The organism is Microbacterium umsixpiens (genome assembly GCF_053543675.1).
Window position 1 is genome coordinate 10,891 of the sequence record NZ_JBLVOH010000004.1, and the last position, 20,263, is coordinate 31,153.

Annotated in this window: 13 protein-coding genes; 9 read left to right on the forward strand and 4 right to left on the reverse strand. The window is 63.6% G+C overall.

Annotation, left to right across the window (positions count from 1 at the left end):
* Positions 1-9: 9 nt before the first annotated feature.
* Positions 10-1,425, forward strand: a complete 1,416-nt coding sequence (locus ACNPM4_RS00430; RefSeq protein ID WP_448984349.1) for a ThiF family adenylyltransferase — start codon at positions 10-12, stop codon at positions 1,423-1,425.
* The gene (locus ACNPM4_RS00435; protein WP_448984319.1) at positions 1,422-2,480 is read left to right on the forward strand and encodes a patatin-like phospholipase family protein; all 1,059 of its coding nucleotides are present in this window, start codon (positions 1,422-1,424) and stop codon (positions 2,478-2,480) included. The genes ACNPM4_RS00430 and ACNPM4_RS00435 overlap by 4 nt, the downstream gene beginning before the upstream one ends.
* A gap of 1,014 nt (positions 2,481-3,494) precedes the next feature.
* Here the strand turns inward: ACNPM4_RS00435 and ACNPM4_RS00440 are convergent.
* From ACNPM4_RS00440 to ACNPM4_RS00450, 3 genes are all read right to left on the reverse strand, one after another.
* The gene (locus ACNPM4_RS00440; protein ID WP_448984320.1) at positions 3,495-3,875 is read right to left on the reverse strand and encodes a hypothetical protein; all 381 of its coding nucleotides are present in this window, start codon (positions 3,873-3,875) and stop codon (positions 3,495-3,497) included.
* On the reverse strand, positions 3,872-4,876 hold the full coding sequence (locus ACNPM4_RS00445; protein WP_448984321.1) for a metallophosphoesterase: 1,005 nt from the start codon (positions 4,874-4,876) through the stop codon (positions 3,872-3,874). Before ACNPM4_RS00445 ends, ACNPM4_RS00440 begins: the two co-directional genes overlap by 4 nt.
* Positions 4,877-5,507: 631 nt before the next feature.
* A complete protein-coding gene (locus tag ACNPM4_RS00450; protein WP_448984322.1) occupies positions 5,508-5,885 on the reverse strand; it encodes a hypothetical protein in 378 nt (125 codons plus the stop codon).
* 309 nt (positions 5,886-6,194) lie between these two features.
* On the opposite strand from ACNPM4_RS00450, the gene ACNPM4_RS00455 reads away from it, so the two are divergent.
* From ACNPM4_RS00455 to ACNPM4_RS00475, 5 genes are all read left to right on the forward strand, one after another.
* Positions 6,195-6,893, forward strand: coding sequence for a TnsA-like heteromeric transposase endonuclease subunit (locus tag ACNPM4_RS00455; RefSeq protein WP_448984323.1), 699 nt, complete (start codon positions 6,195-6,197; stop codon positions 6,891-6,893).
* 14 nt (positions 6,894-6,907) lie between these two features.
* Positions 6,908-8,941: a Mu transposase C-terminal domain-containing protein gene (locus tag ACNPM4_RS00460; RefSeq protein WP_448984324.1), complete on the forward strand. Its 2,034-nt coding sequence runs from the start codon at positions 6,908-6,910 to the stop codon at positions 8,939-8,941.
* 25 nt (positions 8,942-8,966) lie between these two features.
* A complete protein-coding gene (locus tag ACNPM4_RS00465; RefSeq protein WP_448984325.1) occupies positions 8,967-10,040 on the forward strand; it encodes an AAA family ATPase in 1,074 nt (357 codons plus the stop codon).
* Positions 10,030-12,258, forward strand: coding sequence for a zinc-ribbon domain-containing protein (locus tag ACNPM4_RS00470; protein WP_448984326.1), 2,229 nt, complete (start codon positions 10,030-10,032; stop codon positions 12,256-12,258). The genes ACNPM4_RS00465 and ACNPM4_RS00470 overlap by 11 nt, the downstream gene beginning before the upstream one ends.
* Positions 12,259-12,705: 447 nt before the next feature.
* Positions 12,706-14,073: an MFS transporter gene (locus tag ACNPM4_RS00475; RefSeq protein ID WP_448984327.1), complete on the forward strand. Its 1,368-nt coding sequence runs from the start codon at positions 12,706-12,708 to the stop codon at positions 14,071-14,073.
* A 173-nt stretch (positions 14,074-14,246) separates the two neighbouring features.
* On the opposite strand, the gene ACNPM4_RS00480 is transcribed toward ACNPM4_RS00475, so the two are convergent.
* Positions 14,247-15,245, reverse strand: coding sequence for a LacI family DNA-binding transcriptional regulator (locus ACNPM4_RS00480; protein ID WP_448984328.1), 999 nt, complete (start codon positions 15,243-15,245; stop codon positions 14,247-14,249).
* Positions 15,246-15,529: 284 nt separating this feature from the next.
* Between ACNPM4_RS00480 and ACNPM4_RS00485 the strand changes: the two genes are divergently transcribed.
* Both ACNPM4_RS00485 and ACNPM4_RS00490 read left to right on the forward strand, forming a co-directional pair.
* Positions 15,530-17,899 (forward strand): alpha-L-rhamnosidase, encoded by a 2,370-nt coding sequence (locus ACNPM4_RS00485; RefSeq protein ID WP_448984329.1) that lies wholly within the window; start codon positions 15,530-15,532, stop codon positions 17,897-17,899.
* A 60-nt stretch (positions 17,900-17,959) separates the two neighbouring features.
* The gene (locus ACNPM4_RS00490; protein WP_448984330.1) at positions 17,960-20,233 is read left to right on the forward strand and encodes a glycoside hydrolase family 3 N-terminal domain-containing protein; all 2,274 of its coding nucleotides are present in this window, start codon (positions 17,960-17,962) and stop codon (positions 20,231-20,233) included.
* Positions 20,234-20,263: the final 30 nt, after the last annotated feature.

Consider the following 20,263-nt stretch of genomic DNA (forward strand, 5'->3'; position numbering starts at 1 on the left):
GTCGCCTGGATGCGCGTGTGGGAGGGACGCTCCGAGGTCACCCGTGCCCGCGACGGCGAATCGGACTCAGCGATCCTTCGCGGCAAACGCGTGCTCGTCCTCGGGTCAGGAGCCCTGGGGGCGCCCATCGCTGAACACTGCGTGCGGGCCGGAGTGAGCGAACTGACGGTGGCCGACAATGGTCGCGTAAACCCGGGGATTCTCAGTCGGCAGCCGTACGCGGATGCGGACATCGGTCGATTCAAGGCACAGGTGCTCGCTGAACGCTTGAGCGGGATTCGGGGAGACCTGATCGTGCAACCGCTCGTCGGCGACGTCGTGACCAGCCTGTTCTCCGCGACGGCTCAGCAACCTGATGTCGACCTGGTCATCGACGCAACAGCTGAGGTGGGAGTACGTCACGCGATTGAACGCCACCGCATGCTCCGCCGCGAGCAGTGGCCGAACCTGCTCAGTGTGATGATTGGTCACGACGCGAAGAACGGGATCGGAACGGTGGCCACGCGAGGTGTTTCGGGTGGGCCGGTAGACATCCTTCGCCGGGTTGCCATCGAGGCTCTCGCCTCGCCCAGCCTCGACGACATCGCCGACGACTTCTTCCCGCGCGAGCCGCGCACCGCGCTCTTCTTCCCCGAGCCCGGGTGCTCGTCACCGACGTTCGTCGGATCGCACGCTGACGTCAGCGTACTCGCCGGCATGCTCCTGAACGAGGCCCTCGCAGCACTCGCGGAGCACTCCGATGAGATGTCAGCTGTACTCGTGCGCCGCTCGAGCCGAACGAGACCGGCTGTGGACATGCGGACGTGGGCGTCGGATCTGATCCTGCCGGATAGTAACTCCGGAGCTTACGAGATTCGGATGTCTCGGCATGCCCTCGCTGACATGCGCACAGAAGCCCGTCGTGGGCGGCGGCTTCGAGGCCGGCGCGTCGAGACCGGCGGGATGATGCTCGGAGCGTTCGATGACGCGTGCCTCATCCTTCACGTCGACCGTGCGTTCGGCCCGCCGCCTGACAGCACTCTGTCGGCCAAGTTCTTCGACCACGGGACGGTCGGCACCCAGGAGCTGGTTGACCACCGCCGCGAGGCAACGCACAACCGACAGAGTTTCGTTGGGCTCTGGCACTCGCACCCGCACGGTGTCGCGCACCCGTCCATCACGGACGACGAGGGGATGTGGCGCCTGGTCAATCGGGAGCGCGTCGGCAAGAAAGCCCTCATGGTCATCCTCGGAGGTCAGTCCTGGGAACGGTGGCTCGACGATGACGTGGAGCCGTCGATATACGCGCGCCTCTCCACGCTCAGCGGACAATACCCGGAGATGCCGATGATGTTCGGCGCTGGTTCTCGCGGTGCGGATAGAGCCTTTGCTGGGGGCTTCGCCTATCCACCGGGATTCCACTCAGTTCCTGGAGCAAAATCGTGACTGCCACGTCGAGACGGATCGGACTTGCGCTATCTGGTGGAGGTTTCCGGGCGATGGCTTTCGGGCTCGGTGCGATGCGCGCGCTCCACGACCAGGACTTGCTGAGCTCCGTGCGGGTGGTGTCCGGGATCAGCGGTGGGAGCGTGCTCGCTGCGATGTGGGCGTATGGGCCGCGTGGCTTTGACGCGTTCGATTTGAACGTTCGTCAACTTCTTCGGAAGGGTCTGCAGGCCGAGCTCGTGCGACGCGCGTTCAATCCTGCCGCCATTGCACGCTCGACAGCGGCGTCGGTGGAAGGTGCGTGGCGGGGAAGGCCTCGTGCCTTTTCGAGGACGGAGGCACTGGCCAGGGCGCTGCGCGGACGGGGGCTCGACGTTCCGATGAACGCGGTCAACCGTACCGACCTCGACACCGTCATCACGGCAACGGACCTCAGCCGCGGACAGGCGGTGCGATTCGGCAGCAGGGTGAGTTCTAGCTGGTCGTTGGGCCGCATCACCGACGAAGTCACGGTGGCGGATGCGGCGGCCGCGTCTGCGGCGTTCCCGCTTTTGCTACCGGCGCTGGTCCGGCACTATGAGATCGAAGGCCGCGATGGTAAGAAGACCCGGACAAAGCTCGCCCTCACGGACGGAGGGGTCTACGACAACCTGGGCGTGACGCCACTGTTGCCCGGCCGCTCGTCGGATCACACCGAGCACGTTTACGACCTGGACACCATCATCGTCGTCGACTCCGGGCGTGGGCAGTACCGTCGCAGCCCAGCCAGCTATCTCCCGGGCCGGGCGGCACAAACGTTTGGCATCGCCCACGGCCGGGCGCAAGACGGGACGCGTAGCCGTCTCCACCACCACGCCGCGGAGCTCAACGGGATGCTGCACGTATACCTGGGCACGAACGACCGAAAGCTGCCGCCCATCGCTGACCTGGTTACGCGGGAGAGCATCGCCCACTATCCAACGAACTTCGCCAGCATGCCTGCCGACAAGCTCGAGGCGCTCTCCGTGCGTGCAGAGCAGATCACGAGGACCCTGGCTGCCGAGTACTTGCGGTAGCGGCAGCCCCGCTGGTGCCGGGGAAACCTGTTCGCGGGTTCACCGTTTCCTTCCTGCTGCGCGAGCGCGACGCTTACATCAAGGTGCGCTCCCGCGTGCTCCCATGCGAGTGGTCCCTGTTCACCTTGGTTGTAGCGGGAAGAAGCGGCAACGGGTCAATCTGAATCCGATCTAGTCGCTCACAGGGGGCGTGCGCGTCAGCCGATGCGGTGGACGCGATTGTCAGATCGTACGAGGCGACGGGGACGTTAACGCGGCGCGCTGAACGCAACGTTCGGCATCCCGCCGCTAGGGAACCAGGACGGCGGCACGACGCTCAGCGGGAAGTTCGACAAGCAGTGGAACGAGCGCTGGTCGACGCCGTCGTGCTTGGGGAGGGCGTCAAGCGTGGTCACTACGGTGCCCGTCGAGTCCAGGACGGTCAGCTGCGGAGATCTGCTGGGCAATGAAGGCGGCGGCATCCAGAGCTCCGACCGCATCGCTGGGCGGTGAGTGCGAGAGCCGGTCGGCGTCCGCGAGCAATGCCGCACCTGACCGCGGCCCGCAGCGTCACGCCCTCCCTTTGAGTGTGTCAGGGCGAAACGAACCATCGTCACCTCCGCAGGGCCGAGTCAGAGACGTCTGAGGCAGCTCATATGCTGTGGAGCGTTCGGCCGGAGGAAGGATCGCCGGCTCATGGGAACCAGCAAGCGACTAGCCCCGCTCTACGACCGCTACGCGCAGCACTCGTCCGTCCTTGAAGGATCCCGCGCGGGCCCGCTGCAGTCGCTCACCGACCGCGAGCTGGCTCTCCACCGACACCCGCTGGCGATCTACCCCCGACCACACCGAAGGCCACCGCATGGGTCCGGTTTGGACCCGAAGCGATCCGCGTCGACGCGGTCCTGCTGCGCTCGACCTCTCGAGCAGCGGGAATCGGGTTCAAAGCGGGGGATCACGTCTTCCGTTGCTGGGTGTGGGGTAGCGGCGTTGAGCCCTTCGACGCCGAATGATCTCAGAAGAGTGCCCGCGTCCTCATGAACTCCATGACCAGGCGTCGTGACGCGCATCTCGTAGCGCCTCCTCGAGGCGTCCTTCGGTGAGCCGCGTGATGTTGCGGGGTGGATCCACTTCGGGCAACGCGACGTTCAACCACTGCGCCCACGTCCAGGAATCGTTCACGCCGGTCTGAAGAACGAGGAGAACCTCCCGCAGCCCGGCGACCACCTTGCCGTCGTGCAACTGAAACGCCGGGAAGAGGAAGATGTCGTCTTCGGTGCGCAACCTGAGGAGACGTAGATCGTCCCCGGCCACCATGACCTCGGCCTCCGTCCACCCGAGCGTGCGGGCCATGCTCGTCACCGTGTGGCAGGGGCCGACGATCTCCGCCCAGGGGTTCGGTTCGTCCTCGGTCACTCCTCCTCCTCGGGGTCCCGGGTGTAGCGGCGACGGACGTCTTCGATGATCTCCTCGAGACTGCGGATTCCGTCGATGTAGTCCTGGGCATCACGAAGTGCTTGGGGGGTGGGTTTGAGTCCGTCCAGAACTCCCGAGTGCAAGGACTCCGCGACGCTCTTCATCCGCTGCTCCCGAGTCCACCGAGGCCCATCCTCGCTCGCCATCCCGCGGATTATCGCCAGGCTCGGGGTCGCCATCCGCAGGTTCTGCATATCAAGGAATCCCAGGTTCCCCTCGTGACCCTCTCGCCCGAGACTCGCGACACGCCGGCCGTCCTCGGTCTTCCCGCCTGCCGCGATGTGCATGTGCCCATGCGCGAGGAGCTCGGGGCGCACGGCATCCCACACCTGACCGACCCGCGCGCGTGACGCCGCAGATGCCTCGAGCGCCGCCTTCGTGAACCAGCCCGGGTTCGTGCGGAGAATCTTCTGAACAGGGCGTACCGGGGTCCTTGCCGGAGACTCGTGCGTGAGCATCAGGTCTGCGGGTCCTCCGGCGATAGCCGCTGCGACGTGCTCATCGGTTATGGCCTCGTCTGGCCACCAGGTTAGGCCTTCGATGCGAGACTGTCGGTCCACGGATGATGCTCCACCGAGCGAAAGGACGTTGCGCCCGCCGACGGTGAGGCGTGCTGGTCGCGGGAGGATCCAGGTCAGGTGCGATACGCGCACAGCGGACCCGGGGCGTTCGTTGAGGAGAGGGATCAGCTTCCCGTACGGCTCGTGGTTCCCGAGGGTGACCAGGATTCGTTCGATGCCGGTGTCGGCGAACGCCTCATCGACCTCGTAGCCGTTCATCCAGTAGTCCCCGAGGTGCAGGATCGTCGTCACATCAGGGGCAAGATGCGGCAGTGCTCGCCCGAGCATTCGAGCCCAACCCCCATTGCCGTGCCAGTCTCCGCAGACTGCCACACGCTGGTCGGGCAGCACGATTACGGAAGCGTGATCCAGGCCTTTCATCGTGCTCTCGCTGTCTGCGAGCGCTCAAGGAACGTGGGGACCACCTGGAGACTGCGTTCGATTCCCTGAACCCGGCTGATCCCACCGCGGCCCTTCCATGGGATGGCGACACAACAGCAAAATACGTCGTGAATCTTGGCGCGGACGGAGTGCGTCGTGCCAAGCCCGAGCGGCGCTGCAACCTCGCCGACCTGGTGCCCGAGGTCCGGGGCACCTGACGCTTGCATGGGGCAAAGACCGGCGACGGCTCCCCAGGGGGGTGGTTCGTTCATGCTCATCAGCTCTACTCCATCAGCGAAGAAGGCGAGGTCGTTTCGCGGTCGACGACTCGCAGAGAGACAACTGGCCGCGACGCTGTGCACGGCGGGCGTCGTCCCTTCGGTCTTCGTGAAACCACTCGCTTGCACGAGTATGCGGAACGTGGTCCGCACTCGTCAAGTGCCGAAAGCGAGCTCGCCGGACGTGCGGACGGCTTTCGCTCGGGGCATGCGTGCGCGGCCGCCGTGGACCGACTCATTGATGTCGGGGTTCAGAGAATTCTGTTGCGCATATACACGATGCGGACTACGGTCCGCATATGACACACCGAGATTTTCGAAGATCGAGCGGGGTTTCCGCTCGTCGTGACTGGCTAAGCCGACTGGACGTCGTGGCGTGGAAGCTCACCTCTGTTCGTTATCAAAGAGTCAATGTCCACTCCGTCAAGACTGCGCAACAGGCCGATGTCTTCAAGCTGCATCACTACCTGTCCATTGAGCATGCGTTGAAGCCGGTCGTAGCTCATGCCAAGCTGCGACGCCAGTCCCGTGATGGTGCGCGCATTCGTAGTCGGCAAGTAGATCTCAAGAATCCCGTAAGCGATGCGGTGCTGTATTTGAGCCGCTTCGAGTTGCGCGATCTCCTTCGGAGTCCACGAAGGGTCTGGAGCCCTCCATTCGGATATCCAACGGCGCCCGAAATCTCTGGGCGGAAGAACGAAGTTTCGCGGCGTGTAACGCGGAGTAGACATGTCCAACACAGTACCCGCGACCCCGACATTGACGCCGGTCGCGCCTGACGGGTGGCGCGCTCGGGGTATCGGCCGTCCCACTCGTCGCGGCTCGGCGCGGCCGTGCCAGCCATGACGACACGCTGATACGGTCGAAATGCGTGCATACGGGATTTTATCTCGGTACGCTCAATCGCAACTTGGCAGGAAGGAGTAGGCATGGAAACGAGAAGTGTGACCGTGGAGAAATCACAGGAGAGCGTGACTCTCCCGACCCCCAGACGTCCGAGGACGCGACGTGCAGCGATCCGGAAGTCATCTCCGCTGAAGGTGGACAGGATCGAGTGGAAGGACGCGAAAGGACGCGTTCATGCGGTTCGCGCGCTGAACCGCACGTCGGTAGAGAAGGTCACGCCCGTGGATCCGGCGCGGCCCCTCATGAAGTGGGATGGTCAGCGAGCCTCGCAGGGGTACTACTGGTGTGCTGGATCACAGTCGATGGTCCGACATGAATCGATGAGTGAGTTCACCGCACTGATGCTGTTGGACCACGAACTCGACATCATCGAGGCAGTGGCGCAGCCGATGCTTCTCACCTTTCCCAACGGGCTGTTCCACACCCCCGACTTCCTCATTCGCACGGCATTCGGCGAGGCCATCCTTGTGGACGTCCATGACTCCGCGCGCACGAGCGAAACCGACGCACTGAAGTTCGAGTTGACGCGCCTTCTCTGCGAGCGCGTCGGTTGGCGATTCGAACTGTTCGACATGTTCACCGACATCACTCGATGGAGTCTGGAGATGATGTGCCGCTATCACCACCCGAGATACGAACCGGACGCGTCTACACGCTCTCGGATCCTCAGTCTCGCGACCAAGCACAAGACGTTCGGCGCTCTACGAAACAGCCTTCGTACCGACAAGCCGGGAGAGTACCTTCCGGCTGTCTTCCATCTGATGTGGCAGCGCGCCATCCGTTTCGACATCCACGCTCCGTTCACCGACAACACACGACTCCACGTCGCCTGATTGAAAGGACAATCATGCCCCGCAGACGCGACTACATCATCGGCCAGACCATCGAACTCATTGACGGGACCTATACGCTCATCGGTTGCCAGGGAATCCTCCTCAAGTTAAGAAACGAGCTCACTGACGAGACCGCGCTCCTGCATTACGTCGAGCTATTCAGGATGCTGGCTCCCGGGCAACAGCTCGAAGTCGTTCACGAGACCGAGTCCGACAAGCGGAAAGCGAAACGCGAGGCACGGGAGAGAGCAAGGGCTGTCGCCGACGTCATCGACGACCTCGATGCCGACACTCGACTCCTCATTCCTCATCTTCGAGAACTGGTCGATGGAACGCCGGCGGTCGGAACCGAGCCTCGAGCTCAGTACGAAACGCGGCTGCCCATGAGCTGGCGGCTCGAAAGCAAGATGACGGAGCTTGAGGAGGTCTTCGGAATGCCGATCCCGCTGCGCACACTCCAACGCCGGCTGTCACAGTTTCGCAAGGACGGCGTCGCCGGACTCGGCGACAAGCGCAAGCGCGGACGGAAGGAAGCACCGTTCACGCGCGCTGACGAGGACGTCGTCGCGCAGCTGCGGAGAGTCCTCAAGTCCTTTGAGGGCCGTTCCCAAACGTCGTACGCGGTCATCCGCGCCGAATTGAAGGATCTGCTCGAGGAAGAGTTCCCGCACCCCAACGACCGCCCGGCAACCCCGTCGATCTCGACCATTGAACGCTACGTCAAGATGCTGTCCGGTGACCAGAACCCGACGAAGTCCGCCCAGCAACGGCAGACTGCCGCGCTCGTGCCGAAGCACACATTCCGTAAGCGCGCGGTGACAGCGCCGGGCGACGAATGTCAGACGGATTCGACTCGCTTCGATGCGTTTGTGCTGATGCCTGATGGGCGGATCGTCCGACCATGGCTCACAACCCTGATGGACAAGCGCACGCGGAGCATCATCGGGTTTCACTTCACCGATGGCCCAGCAAGGTCGGACGACCACGCATGGCTCATCGCTCGCACTCTCGTGCCACACGCGCTTCGTCCCTGGAGTAAGCAGTACGCCGAGCTGGAGCTTCCCGAGATGCCGTGGGCTGCCCACGTCAGGGGGCGGAAGCACAACTACGACACGTTCCGACCGTACATCTTTCCTCGGCGAATCCTCACCGACAACGGGCAAGACTTCCGCGGCATCGTCGTACAGGCGACTTGCAGCAGGTACGGTATCCATCTCACCGAGACGCCTCCGAGGACACCCACGGGCAAGCCTCACGTGGAGAAGCACTTCGACACCATCAAGAAGCTCTTCACGCGCCACCTCCCCGGCTATGTGGGAGGGAGTAAGGCAGAGCGTGGCGTGCGGCCGGAGATGGAGGCTGTTCTCGAACTTCGCACGGTCATCGAACTTTTCGACGAATGGCTTGGGATCGTGTGGCAGAACAGAGCTCACGAGGGCCTGTCGGACCCGTTCGAGCCGAAGCTGATGCACTCGCCGAACTCGATGTACGCCGCATCCCTTGAGTTCACCGGGCACTTCACAATCCCGCTTGGCGAAGAGGACTACATCGCGATGATGCCGCGGGTGATGCGTACGGTCCAGGCGGACGGGATTCTCATCGACTACCGCAAGTACAACAGCCCCCACCTCGCGCCGATGCGCCTGCAGAAGGACGAGAACGACAACAGCATCGAGGTAGCCGTCCACTACGACCGCAACGATCCCTCGCAGGTGTGGGTCCGTTCGTCCTTCGACGGGGAGTGGATCACCTGCGAGTGGGTCGAGGACGGAGGTCTCCTCAGACCGAACGAGCGACAGATGCTGACGAAAGCGAAGCACGTGGCGAAGTCCACGAAACGGTTCACCAACGAAGACGCACATGACCTCGCCCTCCGGATGCGGAAGTCGGCCGCGGTGAGTGAACGGACGCGGCGCGAGCAGGAGGTTGCGGACGCCAAGGTCGCGACCCGCAAAGCGCAGCGCGCGCAGAGTCAGCTGACCTCGCATCGGGATCGCCGAGATGCCATCAGCGATTACCTCAACTTCGACGAAGTCCCCTTCGCTTGACCGGCCTGCCCACGAAAGGATGAAAATGAAGGTCACACCTGGCCCCGTACCCGGCGGCCATCTCAACCGGGAGAGAAATCTCCTGCCGTTCCTCGAGGCGCGCAAGACTCCGGTCCCCGAGCACCTGACGCTGTCAGCGTACAACGCGCTTGGAGTGCGTGCCCGAACGGCGTTCGATGCCCGCCGAGTCAACCGCATCCGTAGCAACACAGACATCATGACGCCCGGCCTCAAAGATGTCCTGCTCGAAGTCAGGCGCGCAGCGATGTTCAAGGACCTTCCGGTCGGTCGCAGAGGAGTCATCTTGAGTGGCAAGCCAACCACCGGGAAGACAACGGCCGCGACGTACGCCCTTTCCGAAGGCCTCCAGAGTCATGCACGCGAGCACCCCACCTGGAAGGAACTCGGGCACTCGCCCGTCGTCTACGTCGAGGTGCCTGATTCGTGCTCGCCCAAGAACCTCATGGGGTGCTTCCTCAGCTTCCTGGGGGTGCCCTACACCTCGCGTATGACCGCAGAGGAGCGAACCGAACTCGCGATTCACCATTTGGTGGAAGGCCGAACGTCGCTCATCGTCATCGATGAGATGCAGAACATGGCATTCGACAGTCACGGGCATTCCGAGACCCAACAGGCCACGAAGAACCTCATGAACGCCGTTCCGGCAGTTCCGCTCTACGTCGGATTCAATCTCGAGGACAAGCTCCGTTCCAACAAGGGGCTGGGGGACCAGTTCGCGGGTCGCAGCAGCTTCGTTGCTCTTGACCATTTCGAGGTCGACACCGAAGAGGAGCGTCGTCTTTGGGGTGGCATCGTATACGCCTTCGAACAACAACTGGGATTGCTCGCTCAAGAGCCCAGGTCGCTACTCCTTCTCGCGGACTACCTCTGGGATCGCACCAGCGGTTCAATCGGCACTCTGTCCCGGTTGCTCACCACCGTTGCACTCGATCTCATCGCGACCGGGGATCCCGGCAATGAGTTCATCACCGAGCAGCACCTGGAGACCGTTCGAGGCGACCTTGTGAGTGAGCGTGCCTACCAACGAACTCGAAAGAACGAAGCGAAAGCGAAGAAGGTGATGTCGCGTGCTGCATGAAGGCCTGACTCCATTGCCTATACGTGTGCGTCCGGTGATGTTCGAAACGCTGCAGAGCTTCGAACGTCGACTGAGAGAAGCCAACGGCTACACGGCCGGCCTGTGGAACAGCGTCGTCAGGGCACTCCTCAAAGCAGAGCTCTGCGCAACCCGAGAGGCGCTGGTAGAAGCGCTTGGTGGACTCGAGCAGGGCCACTTCGAGCGTGCAAGAGCGCTCGCAGACAAGTACAGCGAACCCGCAACGCGCGAAGCTCTTATCGGCCGACGCTTTGCGTGCGCACTGTGCATGGGAGGCGAAATCGCCGAGCAGATTGCACATGACGGCCCCCGGGTGTGCGCGCGGCACCTGCGATGGACCGGCCCCGGGACCGCCCCGGACGCACAATTCGACGTCGATCTCGACGTGTTCCGCGCCGACCGGGCTTACAGGCGACTGCGAAAGCGCGGCTTGATGAACACACCACGCCTCGCGGAGTTGCTCGCGTGCGTCCGCGCCTGGGAAGAAGCAGTAGGCAACGTGCTCGACCCCGCTCAGCGCTTCTGCCTCTCAATCGACGTCGCTCGCCATCTTGCGTCCGGTCGCCCAGCCGAGTCAGCCGCCGAAGCCGTGGAGAAGCACTCAGCGTTGACGAGAACCATCAAAGACATCGTTTCGGCGATGAACTCGAACGTTCTCGTCGACTCGGTATGGCTACTTCTTCGTGCGGAGCGGCGCGCCTCAGATCCGGCCGGCGAAGAGTTCGATGAGCTCGACCTCCTGAGCTCGAGCTTCTACCCACGGCTCCGACATCTTCAACTCACGCAACTTGTGCAGACGCCCCAGCCGGTGGACCGGTTCGAGCAATCGCTTCGGCGGGCTCGAGTGAACGAGTACGTCTGTCGAAAAGGGCATAAGTACACCTCCGACGGGCGACGACTGCTCACGAGCAAGATAGGCGGCGGCTGCCCGGTATGTGCACGGAGGAGAGTGACGCCCGAGACTTCTCTGGCCGCGACCCACGGCAGCTACGCAGCGCAGTGGCATCCGAGTCTCAACGGTTCCGTCCGGCCGGAGGACGTCTCCTTCGGGTCCTCCGAACAGCGGTACTGGTTGTGCCGATACGGCCACACCTTCCGCGCATCACCCAACACCCGGACGAACACGGGAAATGGTTGCCCGTTCTGCTCGAACAAACGAGTCGACTCCGGAAACTGCCTTCGCGCGACCCATCCGCAGATCGCTGCCGAGCTGGTGGACGCTCTCAACGAAGGCCGCACGGCGGACAACGTGGTTGCCGGCTCAATGTTCACGATGGCATGGAGGTGCTCAGCGGGTCACATCTACTGGACCACCCCGCACGCGCGAAAGGCCGGACACCGCTGCCACTACTGCACGAGACAGACAGTCCACCCGACAACGTCGCTTGCAGCAACTCGACCGGACATCGCGGCACTGTGGCATGGGGAGCTGAACGGTGACCTCACTCCCGCCGACGTGCTGGCGGGTTCCGCCGCCAAAGCGTGGTGGAGATGCGAGAACGGCTGTGCATACGAAGGCACAATCGCGGCGCGAGTGAAAGGCAAACGCTGTCGCTTCTGCTCGAATCGCGAGGTGAGCCGTGCGAACTGTATGAGAGCGACCAGCCCACAGCTCAGTGCGGAATTCCACCCTGACAAGAATGGCCCGCTGACTCCCGAGACCATAATCGCCGGGACGAATCGTCGCCTGTGGTGGCGGTGCGAGCGGGGTCACGAGTGGCAGGCTTCGGGCAGCAATCGTGAACGTGGAACTGGATGTCCCTTCTGCAGCAACAGGCGCGTCTTGGCCGGCTTCAATGACATGGCAACTACAAGGCCCGATCTGGCCGCGGAGTTCCATGACGCGTTGAACACCTGCACCCCGAGGGACGTCGTGGCAGGAACGTCGCGCCGGCTGTGGTGGAAGTGCAAACGGGGTCATGAATGGCAGGCTTCCGGCGACAACCGCAGCAAGGGCTCGAAGTGCGGCTTCTGCTCGCACCGGGCGCTTCACGCTGACAACTCGCTCGCAGCCACGAGAGCTGATCTCGTCGCAAGCTGGCACCCGAGCCTGAACGGATCGACGACTCCACACGATGTTATCGCCGGCACAAAGCGTCAGATCTTCTGGCTGTGCTCTCGGGGGCACACCTGGCGGAGCAGTGGCGACAGCCGCACCCGGGGCGCAAGATGTCCTCAGTGTCGGAAGAAGCGGAACTAGGAGATAGGGCGCGCGAGAGCGTTTGCAAGAGGCCGTCCAGGCGCCGACGTCGGGGCGGCCTCTTTCCTGTTCGTCTGCTGGCATCGCCACGAGGCCCGCCACCGGCTCGGACGACGCACAATCCAGCGCGCACTGCTGCTGTCGTGGCGTCCCACCATGACAGCGTCGCGGTTTCGACGCAGCTTCAGTGTCATGGCCGGTGTCGATGCCTGCGTTCTCGTGTGCCACTCCGGCGCTTCTGCGACAGGTTCAAGGACGACGCACGCTTCAACTTCTTGCGACCGCATAACTGCTACTTGCGCGCGCAAGCTGACGGGTCTATTCTGAGCGAGCTTGCGCGCGCAAGTTACGAAGTAGCCGAGATCCCGTTCCCGCCCGAAACGCGCGCAGTGTGGGCGACCTTTACCCTGATGCTGCGCCCAGCATCGCAACGACAACGGAGTCACCATGACAACTCCCGCCAATCACGGGTCCGCTTCCGAGCAAGCATCGTCCGATATGCCACCGGCTCCCGCATCGCTGCCCGCAGTGCCTGGTGCGGTAGCAGAAGGCACCCGCACATCCACCGGTCTCATTCGCCCGGCGCAGGCGTCACGCAGCTTCATCTGGCTTCTCGTGCTCGCTCAGTTCGGCATTTTCGTTGCGCTCATCACGCCTATCGCCATCTCCCTCGCGGTACGAATCAGCGTGCTCGCGCCTGGACATGACGAGTACCTCGGGTACATCACCGGTGCGGGGTCGGTCGTGGTGATGATCATCACACCCATCGTGGGGGTGTTGAGCGACCGGACACGCACGCGACTGGGGCGCCGGCGCCCATGGATCTTTGGTGGAATGCTGCTCGGCGTCGTCTCCCTTCTCGTCATGGGTTCCGCACCGAGCGTCGTCATCCTCGGCCTTGGATGGATCTTGGCTCAGATGGGCTGGGGCCAGGCTCTGGCGATGGTCACCACGTCAATGGCCGACGTCCTCCCCGAGCACCAGCGCGGCAAGGTCGCAGGCTTCGTCGGTTTCGCGACGCAGGTGGCCCCGGTCGTGGGTGTGGTGATGGCAGGCAGTCTGGCCGGGGATCCGCTGCTGCTGTTTGTTGTACCTGGCATCGTGGGCGTCATCTTCCTCACCCTGTTCCTCCTGTTCTCGCGAGAACAGGACAGTCGACAGATGATCCTGAGCGAATCGTTGACTCTCGGCACCGCACTGAAGAAGTACATCTTCAACCCTGCGGTGTACCCAGACTTCTCCCTCGTGTGGCTGGGGCGATTCCTGTTCTACTTCGGGCTCACGCTCGCGACAACCTTTACGGCATTCTTCTTCGCGTCCAGGCTCGGAATCGAAGTCACTGAGGTGGCGGGCGTGCTTGCAACGCTGAGTCTCATCGGAATCCTCGCCACCACCGTCGGAGCGATTGGCGGCGGCTTCCTGTCGGACAAGTTGCGTCGCCGCCGAGTGTTCGTTCTTGCGGCCTCGCTGATCTTCGCAGGTGGCACCGTGATGCAGGGTGTGGCTCCGGGATTGCCATGGCTCATCGCTGGCTCGCTCATTGCTTCTGTCGGCATCGGAGCGTTCTCGGCCGTCGACCAGGCCCTTCTGCTCGATGTTCTGCCTGAGCGTGACACGGATGCGGGACGATTCATGGGGATCGCTGGCTTCGCCACGGCGATTCCTCAGGCAGTCGCGCCCTTTGTCGCTCCGGCCATTCTGGCCATCGGCATCGCAGCGGCGGGTGATAAGAACTACGGTCTGCTATACATCGTGGCTGGCATCATCACCGTTCTCGGTGGACTGGTCGTGCTGAGAGTTCGCGCGGTGCGCTGAGCTCAGGTCGTTGATACAAGGGGCTTTCTCGATCCTGAATGAGAAAGCCCCTTGTAGTGTGGCGGCCGTGCGCGGCGACGGTATGTGCCATCTGCAGTATCGGGGGTGATGGTGCGCTCGGTGACGCGGAACTCCCGTGCGCGTTCGGCTCTGCGCGCGTGCGTCGGCGGCGCTCAGCGGACGGGGCCTGATGAGTCTCGCGCGATGAAACTCACCGCTGCGTTCTCATCCGATCTCGCCGTCTCTGTGCCGGCCATGGCGTCTAGAGCCATGGCCGCGAGCCGATGCCCCAGCCCCGTTGAGTCGATTCGCACGCTCGAGATGCGTGGCTCGACCATCAACGCCAGGGGAGCGTCGTCGTGGCCGACCACAGAGAGATCATGGGGCACAGCGACGCCAGCTCGCGCCGCCGCGCCAATGACCGTTGCCGCAACATCGTCGTTGAATGCGACCAATGCTGTCAGCCCCTGATCCACCCAGGCCCGCACCGCGGGGTCTACCTCGGAACGGAGCGGTTCCATATTGAGCACCACAGGCGTGGGCATCCCTGCGGCTCTGCATGCGGCGGTCGCTGCTGCTTGACGGGCGTCCGCCAGTCCGGCTAGACGCGCGTCGTTGGGCCGGATGAACCCAATTCGTCGGTGCCCCAAGCCGTGAAGGTGTTCCACCTGCAGGCGCGGGCCCTCCTCCGGGTACGGGGGCTCGGCAGAGCCTTCGGGGTCGGGAACAATTCGTTCCACGCCGGCCGCGCGCAAGGATTGCAGGGTCGCCTCCCCGAACGGGAATAGTCCCATCACCACGTCGGGTTGCAGCGTCTCCCAGAGAGGCCGAGCTCGCGCGCCTTCGTGAGGGGTGAAAGTGATGAGAGCGTAACCGTGCTCGTCGAGAGCGTTTGTCGCCTCGTCGATGTTCTCCCGCAGGCTGAACTCGATAGGCCAGTCCGGCAGCACGAGCAAGACGATGTTGCTGCGACCGCTTGCGAGCGCGCGGGCCGCGATATGCGGGCGATACCCGAGGCGTTGCGCCTCCGCGAGCACCCGTTCCGTAGTCGCCGCAGAGATCGTCTGTCCTGGAGTTTCGTTCAGCACGAAGCCGACAGTCGCGCGTGACACGCCCAACGATCTGGCGATGTCGGCGGCGGTCACGCGCCGCGCGGATGTCTGCGGTGTCACAAAATGCTCCTCGAATCACGGATGTGCGCTCAGTCCACCACACTGGGCGCTGCCCGCGCTGGATCGACTTGTGCGCGCTAGCGAACGTAGATAATCTAATCAAACTAGCCCGCGCTAGTATCGACAACGAGGTCTCGGCGATTGTCCGAAGCTCTCCCCGAAGGAGTATCCACGTGACGACCGAGAACTCTCCCGCTTTCTTCATCAGCCCGTCTTTTGCGCAAGGCGCAAGCGAAGAACCGGCGTCTTATCTCCGCAAAGAGTTCCTCGTACCTTCCGCTCCCATGCGCGCGACGCTGCGCATCACAGCGCTGGGATTCATCGAGCCCCACCTCAATGGCAAGACGGTCGGCGACGAGGTACTCGCGCCGGGATGGACCTCGTATCGTCATCGTCTCATTGTCAGCAGGCACGACGTGACCGGTCAGATTGTTGCCGGCGAGAACGTGGTGGGAGCAGTTCTGGGTGAGGGGTGGGCCGTCGGTCGGCTCGGCTGGGAGGATCGGCGGCACCACTACTCGGAGCGTCCCGCCGCATGGTTTGAACTCGAGTTGGAGTACGCGGATGGCAGCACGGACCTGATTGTCAGCGATCTCACTGTGGCCGCCGCTCGTGGTGGTGTGCGGGCGAACAGCATCTATGACGGGGAGGTGTTCGATGCTCGCGAGGAACCAGAAGGCTGGGATCGCGCGGGGTTCGATGCGAGCGAATGGGTCCCTGTCCAGTTGTTCGATTGGCCTCTGGACACCTTGGCGGAGCCGATTGCCCCTCCGATCCGACGTATCGAGGAGCTGGCCGCGGTCGACGTCTTCAGGACTCCCTCGGGCAAGCTCGTCGTCGACTTCGGGCAGAACATCTCGGGCTGGGTGCGGCTGACCGTAGAGGGCGAGCGCGGTGCGATCCTCACTCTGCGCCACGTCGAGGCGATGGTCAACGGTGAAATCGAACCAGAGACGTTGCGAACCGCGGCGGCGACTGACCAATACATCCTCCGCGGAGGTGCTCCGGAAACCTGGGAGCCGCGGTTCACCTTCCACGGATTCCGGTATATCCAGATTGACGGCTGGCCGGGTGAATTCTCGCCTGAGGCTGTCCGCGCTGTCGTCGTCCACTCGGACATGGAGCGGACCGGCTGGCTCACCACGTCAAACGCGCAGCTCAATCAACTTCATTCGAACGCCGTGTGGTCCATGCGAGACAACTTCGTGGGCGTCCCGACGGACTGCCCGCAGCGGGATGAGCGCCTCGGATGGACAGGGGACATCAACGCATTCGCACCGACAGCTGCATTCCTCTATGACGTTCGGGGCGTGCTCGGATCCTGGCTCAAGGACCTTGCAGTCGAGCAGAAGGAGAAAGGCTTCGTGCCCTGGGTCGTCCCCGATGTGCTGTCCACGCCCTCTTCGCCTACCGCGTTGTGGAGCGACGTCGCCGTCAGCCTTCCATGGGCGCTATACCAGGAGTACGGAGACAGCCAGATTCTCCAGGACGCCTACGAATCGATGACAATGTTCATCCGTCAGGTGGCCGAGCTTCTCGACGAGGACGGCCTATGGAGCACGGGTTTCCAGTACGGAGACTGGCTGGACCCCGACGCTCCGGACGACAACCCGGCGGGCGGCAAGACTGACCGCCATCTCGTCGCAAGTGCTTACCTCTGTCGGACGACGCGTGAGATGGCTGACACCGCTCATGTGCTCGGCTACACCGAGGACGCGACCGAGTTCGACGCGCTCGCAGCACGAGTACGCAACGCGTTCCGCGACGAGTTCGTCACGAAGAACGGTCGGCTCGTCAACGAGACCGCGACCGCTTACGCACTCGCGATCCGGTTCGGAGCCCTCGAACCTTCCCAGGTGCAGCACGCGGGGGATCGTCTGGCGAGCATCGTGGGCGAGGCGGGGTTCCGCATCTCGACCGGGTTCGCGGGAACGCCCATCGTCACAGATGCGCTGTCTTCGACCGGGCACCTGGAGGAGGCGTATCTGCTCCTTATGGAGACGAAGGCTCCATCCTTCCTCTACCCGGTGACCATGGGCGCGACGACGATCTGGGAGCGCTGGGACTCCATCCGTCCTGATGGGACGATCAACCCCTCCGGGATGACCTCGCTCAACCACTACGCGCTCGGGGCGGTGGTCGACTGGATGCACCGCACCATCGGCGGACTCTCGGCCATTGAGCCCGGCTACCGACGCATGCGTATCGCGCCTCAACCGGGTGGGAACCTCACCAGCTCCGATCTGCGACACATAACCACCTACGGCGAAGTCGCTATCGTCTGGAGTCTCGAGGGAACGACCTTCACGCTGACCGTGAGGATCCCCGACGACACCACAGCAGAAGTCGTGCTCCCTCTGCATGCCCCCGCGCACATCGCCGAGATCACTGCTGGCGAGCACACCTTCACATACGAGATCGACGCCTCCTCCTCGACAGAGGAGCTCACGCTGGATTCCACGCTGCGAGCCGTGTCGGACGACCCCGCGGCATGGCGGCGCTTCACTGAGGCGTTCGCTCGCCACTACCCGGGGGTGCCACTCGACGGGCGGGCTCCGGAAGCGGCGGCCATGTCGATCACCACGATGCTCGACTACGTCCCCGGAGCTTCCGACGAGCTTCGGGCGGACCTCGCCGTAGCTCTTGCCGGCTGATCCCGTCTCCCTGTTCCTCGGCACCTCACTTCTGCCCACGCTCACCTCTCGGAGGAATGCATGTCCGTAGCGCCCTACAAGAATCCCGACCTTCCCATCGGAGAACGTGTCGACGATCTCCTCGCCCGCCTCACCATCGAGGAGAAAGCGGGTCAGCTCACCCAGTACTTCTACACCGGCACGGGCGAACCGATCCCGGACGACTTCGACATCGAATCGCTCCCCCCAGAGCATCGGATCCACGTTGAACTTCCCGCGCGAATCGAGGCCGCGGTCAAAGCCGGTCGGGCGGGTTCGCTTCTCTTCATCCGCACTCCGGAGCTGAGCAATCGTCTTCAGAGGTATGCGGTCGAAGAGAGCCGCTTGGGTATCCCGCTGCTGTTCGGCTTTGACGTTGTCCACGGGTGGCGGACGGTGTTCCCTGTTCCCATCGGACTTGCTGCAACCTGGTCGGAGTCGACAGTGGAAGCGGTCCAGAGCGCGGCCGCTCGTGAAGCGCGAGCAGCGGGTGTTCACTGGACGTTCGCTCCGATGATCGATGTGGCCCGCGACCCGCGATGGGGACGGATGATCGAGGGTGCGGGGGAGGACCCCGTGCTCGGGGCAGCTATGGCCGCGGCGCAGGTGCGCGGATTCCAAGGAGAGTTCGGCTCCGAGAAGCTCCTGGCTGGACCGAAGCATTTCGTTGGCTATGGTGCGTCGCGAGGCGGTCGTGACTACGACGACGCCGAGGTGTCCGACAGCGAGCTGTGGAACGTCTACCTCCCACCGTTCCGGGCCGCCATTGACGCGGGCGCCGGCAACGTCATGAGCGCATACATGGACCTCAACGGGGTTCCGGCGGCCGCAAGTCCCAAGCTCCTCACGGGTATCCTCCGAGAGCAGCTCGGCTTCCAGGGATTCGTTGTCTCTGACGCGAATGCGGTGCGATCACTGACCACGCAGCATTTCGCTGCTGACCAGACCGACGCCGCCATCCGAGCGCTCGGCGCAGGCCTCGACATGGAGATGTGCACGTTCGACCCGGCCTTCGACAACCTGCCCGATGCCGTCGCCGCCGGCACCGTCACGGAAGAGGTACTGGACGACGCCGTGCGCCGGGTGCTGACCGCGAAGTTCCGCCTCGGACTGTTCGAGAACCCCTATGCCAACGAAGAAGAAACGGAGACCGTTCTGAGTGCGCGGGAGCACCGGACTCTCGCCCGCCACTCCGCTGAGCAGGCCATCGTCCTGCTCAAGAATGCGGAAGGTGCCCTGCCGTTGGAGTCGAAGTCGATTGGCCGTATAGCGGTTGTCGGCGAACTCGCGGATGCACGGCGCGACCTTCTCGGCCCGTGGATCTTCGCGCACGACACCAGCGAAACGGTCACGATTGTTGACGGACTCCGTCTCGCACTTCAGGAATCTGAGGTGGCTTACGAGCCAGGAGTAGGGCTCCCCGAACGGGTGCACCCGTCCCCGTTCGATGTGCTCGACACGTCCATCGAGCGCACTGCACAGGACTACGACGACGATGCGGCGATTGACCGTGCTGTCGCCCTGGCCGGAGAGTCCGACGTCGTCGTCGTCGTCGTGGGTCAGCGGCAGAACCAGATCGGGGAGAAGGCATCGACGAGCACCCTCGATCTCCCTGGGCGTCAGCTCGAGCAACTGCAGCGCATTCACGCGACGGGAACGAAAGTCGTTCTCGTCGTCGTCTCCGGGCGTCCGCTTGACCTGCGATGGGCAGACGAGCATGTGCCAGCCATCGTGCAGGCGTGGTACCCGGGCTCCCGGGCCGGAGAAGCCGTCGCCGCCGTACTCCTGGGCCACGTCAACCCCGCGGGGCGCCTGCCGTTCACCTGGCCCCGCCACGTTGGTCAGGTTCCGTTGATCTACGCTCACAACCGCACCTTCGTGCCGGACGAGCAGGACCAGCGTTACTTCGAAGAGAGCAACGCCCCTCTCTACTCCTTCGGGCACGGTCTGTCGTACTCCACGTTCGAGTACGCCAACCTTCGCGTCGGATCGCCCGCCATCAAGATCGGAGACTCGACCGTCGTGAGCGTCGACGTGTCCAATACCGGGACGCGAGACGCCGACGAAGTCGTGCAGCTCTACATCCACCAGCAGTACGGCAGCGCATCGCGCCCGGTGCGCGAGCTTAAGGGCTTCCGCCGCATCACCCTCAATGCAGGAGAAACGCGACGAGTCGAGTTCCCGCTCACGCCCGCGGAGCTCCAGTACTGGAACTCGGAGACTGGCTCGTACGTGCAGGATGTGACGACGTTCGACGTCGGTGTCGGCGGGGACTCCACCGTCGCGCTTGACGGAAATCTGTCGGTGACCCGGTGACCAGACGGCCCGCCGCGCTCGGCTGGGCGG